The sequence below is a fragment of the Bradyrhizobium sp. sGM-13 genome, from assembly GCF_018398875.1.
Taxonomy (GTDB): Bacteria; Pseudomonadota; Alphaproteobacteria; order Rhizobiales; family Xanthobacteraceae; genus Bradyrhizobium.
The window spans coordinates 1-6,000 of sequence record NZ_JAGWDK010000095.1; the positions used below are offsets into that span (position 1 = coordinate 1).

Sequence of the window (6,000 nt, forward strand, 5' to 3'; positions counted from 1 at the left end):
GCTCCTCGTTTCGCCGACCGCAAACGAGGAATCCGCCAACAACCCGTCCGTTCCACCAATTCAGCCTGCTGCAGCACGCGGGTTTCATGGAATCGGTCGTCTAGTAAAGACTGGGTGCCCGCTCAATAAACGGAGGCGGGTCATTAGAGAGGAGAAGTAGCGAAATGGCAAAGTCATACTGTTCCGACAGCACCGTCATTTCGGTCACTGGCTCCGGGAACCAGACTCCAAGCTCGTGTTCTTTCGTGGCATGTTTCTCTGCCGTCAAGCGTTGCGCCGCCAGCGATGTTGCCGGAATTTCGATCGGCCCTGCGGAAGTACGGAAAAAGGCTCCGGATTTTAGCGCGGATGCACTCGATCGTGCCCAAAGAATGTATCCATCTCGGGATACGACCAGCACAGCGCGCTTCTCGGTGTAAGCGAGCCAACGGAGTGTCGCGGCTATCAGGGATACTTGGTAACGATCTGAACAATGAGAAATGACGTCCAAGTCGATTTTCGACGACGGCGGAACAAGTCGGCGGAAATCATCAAGCGGCATCAGCAAGTTCGCCGCAAACACATTAGCCTGGTGCTCGATCTGACCGTAAGTCGAGTCCCATTGAACAAAGTCTTGCTCTCCACACCGGATACCTTCGGGATAGGCCAAGCGATGCAATAGGTAGTGGCCGAATTCGTGGCCCAACGTGAAGTTTATTCTGCCGGTCGAACGTATCCGGTTGTTGTAAAAAATTCCCCAGCCTTTCCTCCCGGCGGGTGCTTTGTAGAGAGCACCGTCGAAACCGGGAAGACTGCCGCCAACTATCCGTGAAATCGGATCGTGCGGAAATTTTTGGACACTGTATTCTTGCGCCACGGCTGTGACGTTAATCGGAAAATGCTCTGCTCCCAAAACGGTGTTCAACACGTGGGTTATTTCGAAAGCCCACCGCTCAGGGGAGAACGCATCAGTCATGTATCGTCGCCCCACAGCTTGACCATCTTTCTTATCTTCGCTCTGGTCGCCTCATCCATTTGACGATACTGGCGATAGAATTTGGCATCTGCCGCATCTTCAGTAGAGAGAGACTCTCCTTCGTCTAAAAGATACTCGATGGTCGTATCGAGTTGGTGCGCGATCTTGGCTAACTTATCTGCCGATGGGCGCGGTGGATTTTTATTTTCCAATTCCCAGATGTAGCTCTTACTCGATTCAGAGAGCTCAGCGAGCTTATCGAGACTAAACCCCCTTTCTTTTCGAAGGCGGCGTATCTTGTCTCCCAAAGCTGTAGACATTTGTATCTTCTCCTTTTTATGACCGACAGTTGGAGTGACTGTCAGGCATTGCCCGCTCGGCCAGATACAAGATTCTTACGAATGAGACGGAAGAGCTCTGCTTGATATTGGGCATCGTGCAAGGCGTTATGATCGGACTTGGACTTTGGATTCAGCTTTGCATCAATCGCACTGGAGCGCGTATCGCGCCATGTGGAGCCGGTAGCACCCATATAATAGGCTTTGATGTCCAAGGCGGTAAAACCGAAGGGATTTCTTCCGAGGAATTTGTGGAAATAGTAATTGATGAATGACCAATCGAAGGGGGCGTTAAACCCGACGAATACTGCCGTATCTGACTCACCAACAAAACTTTCGATCCAAGATGCAAATTTCTCCATGGCTTCTTTTGGAGGTAGCCCGGTCCTAGCTAGCTTTTCCAGGGAGAAGCCGCCGACTTCCAGAGCCTTCGGGTCAGCATTTCGATTTATAGGTTGCAGCTCGCAAGAAAATACACGCGACGGTTCATCTACATCACAGGCGCCAATAGACAAGAGGCTGAACTCTCCTGGTATGGGGCCAGCGGCTTCCACGTCAATTGAGATAAAGATTTCTCGCTTGACGGTCATGAGACAAGGGGCTCCGTTGCAACAAGGGCCGGCCTGCTCTGGATGGCGGCCCAATGCTCCCGAAACGCGCGCCGCCGCTCTTCCACCGAGCCCGCTGTTTTCCAATGCAAGCCCGCAAAAGTGTGAATATCGAACGGATGAGAGCTTCCTTCCTTCACCATTAGCATCGTCGGAAGAATACGGCCAAAGGCATAGCCAAGCTCCAAGAAACAGTTCGGGCGCATTCCAGTAATGTCGGCCAAGACCACGCGGCTCCGGTGCAGCTTGGCAAAGATCTCTTGATCGATGCGTGCGTGCTCGTATTTTTGATGGCCGTCTACAACAACCATGCGGTAACCCAGTTCACCCTCAATGATCGGCTGCACAACCACATCGAAAAAATTCTGCACGTCCGCGAAGTCCGCATGGTCTGGATTCAAGAGCCGCACGACGAACGCCGGCGGCGGCTCTAGACTTTCTAGAAGGTCTATGATGCCCTTTATCTGATCGGTTGTGTCGGCGCGATCCGTAAAGTTAATGCGATTCATCCAAGTGTGCGAGGTTTGGGCAAGAGTCCGGAAGAGGCGCGGCGCCTGGGCACTCGACAAGCCCAAAGTGAATAGCCGACGTGCTCCTTCACCAACCGGGGTCACCTTGCAATTGAGCGGAACCACTGGCTTACCCGCGTCATGATAGAGGTTGGCCAGGAACAGCACACCCTCGGAACCACCAACCGTCAGAAGAATATCGCCCCATCGCGCCTGTGCTTCCATGCGCTTGCTGTTCATATTCCAGTGCGACACGTTCTCAATCTGTATGAGGTCCGAGGATCGCAATTCGTCCCAAAGTGCTTGGAACTGGGGCGGAATTTGATCTTCTGTCTTGTGGTGCTGCACCGCGATGACGAGCGGGCCGGGCGCGCCTGACGGGCGGCGGGCGAGGCAGTTGCGGATTGTTTCCCAAATCAACCAGTCGAACAGAATTGGCGTCCCGTCTGCTGTACGGGTTTTCTCACTATCGACCGGCAGGACAAAGGTAGCTCCCCGAGACATAAGCTCCTGTACGAGTCCCTCCACCAGTGCACGCGCCTTCGTCACCTCGGCGACCGCCGCGATAGCTGGATCTTGAGATACGCTACCGGAGATATGGATACGCCGTCCAAAGAGCGAAGACTTCGCCATCAGCGATCCTCCACTGCCGGCGACGCCTTCATCATCGAGACGACGGACTTCAAATGTTCAAAAGAAAGCGGCCGATCCGGAAAAGCTAATGCCAACGCGCCTGGATAAAGGCGAGTGCGAATATCCGAGTAGGTCCAGGATGGCTGACCGCTCTTTGCCTCGGTAGCCGCGACGAGCTGAGCGATTTGTGATTCCGGCAAACCAAGCCCGGCCAAATCGAGCTTAAAGAGTTGGCGGCGCTCTTCGGCGGACGGCCGCTTGAATTCCTCCACGATCGCCGCACGCCTGCGCAACGCAGGATCAAGCACAGACAAACGGTTGGTGCAGAGAAAAGTGACTACACGGCCACCGAACTTTCGAAGATCGTCGATACCTTGAATGAGTGTATTTACGGCCACCTTGTCTTCGTGGTGGCTGTGGTCCTGAGAACGCGAGGTCGCCAGTGAGTCGCCCTCGTCGATGATAAGGACCGCGCGCCGCCCCCGCCCAGCAGATTGTGTTACACGATGAAACGCTTCCGAGAGGTGAGTTCCCATCTCGCCGACTTTACCGCTTCCGCGAACGCGGTTGCTCAACTTGAACAGGATCGAATCTTCTGCCCGCGCTTCGGCAACGATGCGGTTTGCTAAGCACTCGGCGTTTGCACTCTTTCCAGTCCCGACATCCCCGTGGAAGATTGCAAGCGGGTATTGCTCGGCGACAAGGTCGCCGAGCAATAACTTGCCGCCGTGGTATTTTTTGTTCCAGGCACCTAATTCGTTCAAACTCAAGAGAAGTCGAAGCTGATTGTGAACGCGCGTATACCGCTCCTCAAATCCCAGCAGGGTCTTCGCTTTCGCGGTCAACGCTGGGTCCGGAAGCGGGGTCTCGCTGTCGAAAACTTTAGGAGCTGGCTGGTTCACGTGGCAAAATCCTTCCGCTGCATGCCGAAGGCATTGCTGGCGTAGTCGCGTCCACCAGTCGCCTTAAGACCGGTGTGGTTCGTGTCATCGCTCGTTGGACTCCAGTTGATCTTCAACTTTCCGCTCATCGCCGCTTGCTGAGTGAGGGTATAGTCGTCGGTCCAAAACAAGATGATGCGCAAGTAGGCATTGGCAACCCGCGGCCACATAACCCCACCGGGGCGACTCATCGTCAGATCGCCCGAGGCCGTATTCACCATATACTGCGTTGCGCGCAGCTCGACTCCGCCCGACAGGAGCGTGAGGTCGACCTTTTCAAGAAAGCCCTTCTTAGCCAAGGCTTCCACATCATGCGCATACTCGCGCGCTTTCTCCTCAGTGATGGCAGCCGAACTCTGGCCGATCATAACCAGATCGGCCGTGAAACGGCGCGCAACTGCTTCGACGTCGGCCGTGGTATAGGAATAGGTCTCACTCGCAGTGGCAGAATAGGTCATGCGGCTTCCTCGATCTTGAAACGCGGGCCAAAAAGCTCTTTCCACACTTCGTTGTCGTCTTCAGCGGATGCAAAGTGTGCCGCTTCCCAAGAATCCTGCGCTGCCGCCACGATTGAGATGCGCTCCGCCTCGGTGATGCGGCTCGCCACGTTGTTGAGGCTATAGACCGGGTCGATGATGACCACCGGATCAGTGAAGGTGCCGAACGGGGCGGTGTTCTCCGCGAACTGAATCTTCTCCTTCAGGCCGGTCTGGGCGATGTAGAGAAGAATGCGTCGAAAGCGCTCTTCGATACTGCCAGCGTTGCCTTCGGTGTCGAGAATGTACGCGACGATCAGCTCGATAACGAAGGACTTGAGTGCCTTCAGCTCGGCGTGGTTGCGCCATTTCTTGGTCAGGCGAACGAGGGTCCGGTAATCCTTGTCCTTGTTTTTCCGGTCCCGCACAAACTTGATCTGACACGGCGCGCAGGTTTCCAGCTTGGAGCCGTCCTGCAAATCAAACTGCCAACCGTAGCCGGGACGAGCCGGGTCTTCGATCACGGGCACGATGTCGACGCTGAGCCCAGTGCCAACGAATGAAACTGTCGCGGCTTTCCGCTGAATCTCGAAATCCTCGACATCCTTGTTGGGGTAGATCTCAATCAACAACTTGTAGATGGTGTCGTTCAGGCCCTGGAGGGTCTCGTGGTCGATATTGCGACCCGAGATATAGAAGACGACATCGACGTCGACCGGGTCGGTCGAGGTCTTGCGCAAGATCGTGAACTTGGCGAAGGAGCCCGCCTTGACCACCTTGGTGATCTTGATCGCCGTCTTTTCACGAACGGTGCGGCTGAGTTCGGTGATCAACCGATCGACCTGCGCGTGGTATTCCTTCCGCTTGTCGGTCGGAAGCCGCAGGACATTGGCGTCGTAGTACTGGAGCGCTGTGTTGTTGAGGGGCACGTGATTCTCCATAGACTCACATAATGTTCGGTACTCCGAACGATGAATGGAGCGGATGTCTTCGGCAGTCAAGGTTAAAAAGTGCGCCTACTCAGAACATTCACACTTTTTAGGAGGGCCCCGGCGGCACTGGCAAGGGCGCCTGCATCTCGCATTCATGTGCCAATCATGTGTGCCATGTAGAAAATTGTAACGCTCGGCAATTGATTGGAGGTGAGACCTGTAACATATTGATATCAAATGATATATTATGGATTTGATGGGTAAAAGGCAGGAAAGTACTGCAAGACATCAAAAGCCCGCCAGAGGCGGTCTATGTCACTGATATCACTATCAAAGTTTGGTTGCGGGGATAGGATTTGAACCTATGACCTTCAGGTTATGAGACCGATGGAACATCTCGCAACTAACTGATTTTGTTTAAATAAATCATCATCAAAATATTTTTGTGCTAGCGTTTGTGCTAAAATTCAAAGAATTCTGCTCTCCGGGTAGGCATCCGTCTTTTCCGCTTGCACAGGAGTGGGCAAACGATAATTCCGAGCCGGCCTCCCGTGAATCTGGAGGGTTCTGTGAGGTCGCGCTCACGCGAGGGCGCGGCAGGCGCTTAT

General features: G+C 54.3%; 7 protein-coding genes. All 7 read right to left on the reverse strand.

Annotated elements, in window-relative coordinates; translation table 11 throughout:
* Positions 1-100: 100 nt before the first annotated feature.
* From KJQ96_RS37810 to KJQ96_RS37840, 7 genes are read right to left on the reverse strand one after another with little or no spacing between them, the layout of a single operon-like run.
* Positions 101-955, reverse strand: coding sequence for an ImmA/IrrE family metallo-endopeptidase (locus KJQ96_RS37810; protein WP_213253750.1), 855 nt, complete (start codon positions 953-955; stop codon positions 101-103).
* On the reverse strand, positions 952-1,275 hold the full coding sequence (locus KJQ96_RS37815) for a helix-turn-helix domain-containing protein (RefSeq protein ID WP_213253749.1): 324 nt from the start codon (positions 1,273-1,275) through the stop codon (positions 952-954). The genes KJQ96_RS37810 and KJQ96_RS37815 overlap by 4 nt, the downstream gene beginning before the upstream one ends.
* A gap of 41 nt (positions 1,276-1,316) precedes the next feature.
* The gene (locus tag KJQ96_RS37820; protein ID WP_213253748.1) at positions 1,317-1,883 is read right to left on the reverse strand and encodes a 3'-5' exonuclease; all 567 of its coding nucleotides are present in this window, start codon (positions 1,881-1,883) and stop codon (positions 1,317-1,319) included.
* A complete protein-coding gene (locus KJQ96_RS37825; RefSeq protein ID WP_213253747.1) occupies positions 1,880-3,043 on the reverse strand; it encodes a hypothetical protein in 1,164 nt (387 codons plus the stop codon). The genes KJQ96_RS37820 and KJQ96_RS37825 overlap by 4 nt, the downstream gene beginning before the upstream one ends.
* Positions 3,043-3,945 carry an ATP-binding protein gene (locus KJQ96_RS37830; protein ID WP_213253746.1) on the reverse strand — a complete coding sequence of 301 codons (903 nt, stop codon included), beginning with the start codon at positions 3,943-3,945 and terminating at the stop codon, positions 3,043-3,045. The genes KJQ96_RS37825 and KJQ96_RS37830 overlap by 1 nt, the downstream gene beginning before the upstream one ends.
* Entirely contained in the window at positions 3,942-4,442 is a 501-nt protein-coding gene (locus KJQ96_RS37835; protein ID WP_213253745.1) for a hypothetical protein, read from the reverse strand. Before KJQ96_RS37835 ends, KJQ96_RS37830 begins: the two co-directional genes overlap by 4 nt.
* Positions 4,439-5,389: a CBASS oligonucleotide cyclase gene (locus KJQ96_RS37840; RefSeq protein WP_309142542.1), complete on the reverse strand. Its 951-nt coding sequence runs from the start codon at positions 5,387-5,389 to the stop codon at positions 4,439-4,441. Before KJQ96_RS37840 ends, KJQ96_RS37835 begins: the two co-directional genes overlap by 4 nt.
* Positions 5,390-6,000 lie beyond the last annotated feature (611 nt).

Coding starts and splice junctions, on each gene's coding strand:
- KJQ96_RS37810 (WP_213253750.1), bottom strand. CDS start 955: ATGACTGATGCGTTCTCCCCTGAGCGGTGGGCTTTCGAAATAACCCAC.
- KJQ96_RS37815 (WP_213253749.1), bottom strand. CDS start 1,275: ATGTCTACAGCTTTGGGAGACAAGATACGCCGCCTTCGAAAAGAAAGG.
- KJQ96_RS37820 (WP_213253748.1), bottom strand. CDS start 1,883: ATGACCGTCAAGCGAGAAATCTTTATCTCAATTGACGTGGAAGCCGCT.
- KJQ96_RS37825 (WP_213253747.1), bottom strand. CDS start 3,043: ATGGCGAAGTCTTCGCTCTTTGGACGGCGTATCCATATCTCCGGTAGC.
- KJQ96_RS37835 (WP_213253745.1), bottom strand. CDS start 4,442: ATGACCTATTCTGCCACTGCGAGTGAGACCTATTCCTATACCACGGCC.